The organism is Vibrio sp. 10N.286.51.B11 (assembly GCF_041469245.1).
Taxonomy (GTDB): domain Bacteria; phylum Pseudomonadota; class Gammaproteobacteria; order Enterobacterales; family Vibrionaceae; genus Vibrio; species Vibrio crassostreae_C.
Genome location: NZ_JBFRKI010000015.1, coordinates 1 through 1,053, shown reverse-complemented (window position 1 = coordinate 1,053; position 1,053 = coordinate 1). Strand labels below are relative to the sequence as shown.

Genomic DNA, 1,053 nt, shown 5'->3' with positions numbered 1-1,053 from the left:
ATGACCATTAGCATCGATAATCAGGTCACCGTTGGTACCTGAAATAGAATCCGGTGTGAATGCATTATCTGGATTATCCACGTCAGTACTGGTCAACGTTCCTGATGTCGTTACCGCTTTATCAGTCTCATCCACACTGACTGTTGCGGTACTGACTGTCGCTGCATCGTTAGTGCCATTAATCGTCACCTTGATGGTCGACGGTGTGCCATCAATAGACGAGACAGTGAAAGTCTCTTCGACTTTATCGCCGACGTTCAATTGATTAAACGCGCTGTTAGCGGTGAAGATCCAATGACCATTGGCATCAATAGTCAAGTCGCCATTTGTGCCTGCAATGGAATCTGGCGTAAACGTATTATCTGTATTATCCACGTCAGTACTGGTTAGCGTGCCTGATGTGGTTACCGCTTTATCAGTCTCATCCACACTGACTGTTGCAGTACTGACTGTCGCTGCATCGTTAGTGCCGTTAATCGTGACCTTGATCGTCGAAGGGGTGCCATCGATGGACGACACCGTGAAGGTCTCTTCGACCTTATCGCCGACATTCAATTGGTTAAACGCGCTGTTGGCGGTGAATGTCCAATGCCCATTAGCATCAATAGTCAGGTCACCGTTAGCTCCAGTAATCGAATCAGGTGTGAAAGTGTTATCTGGATTATCGACATCGGTGCTGGTTAATGTTCCTGAAGTCGTTACTGCTTTGTCGGTTTCATCGATAGCAACGGTCGCACTGCTGACAGTAGCGGCATCGTTAGTGCCGTTAATCGTCACTTTGATGGTGGACGGTGTGCCATCTACAGACGACACCGTGAAGGTTTCTTCTACTTTATCGCCAACATTTAGTTGATTAAACGCGCTGTTGGCGGTGAAGACCCAATGACCATTAGCATCAATAGTCAGGTCACCGTTGGTGCCTGAAATAGAATCCGGTGTGAATGCGTTATCTGGGTTATCGACGTCGATACTGGTTAGGGTGCCTGAGGTTGTCACCGCTTTGTCAGTCTCATCGATGGCGACGGTCGCACTGCTGACAGTAGCGGCGTCGTT

1 protein-coding gene is annotated in these 1,053 nt (G+C 48.3%); it reads right to left on the bottom strand.

Features of this window, described 5'->3' with window-relative positions:
* The coding region (locus AB4154_RS08915; RefSeq protein ID WP_372122730.1) for a VCBS domain-containing protein at window positions 1–1,053 on the bottom strand (1,053 nt) is incomplete at both ends.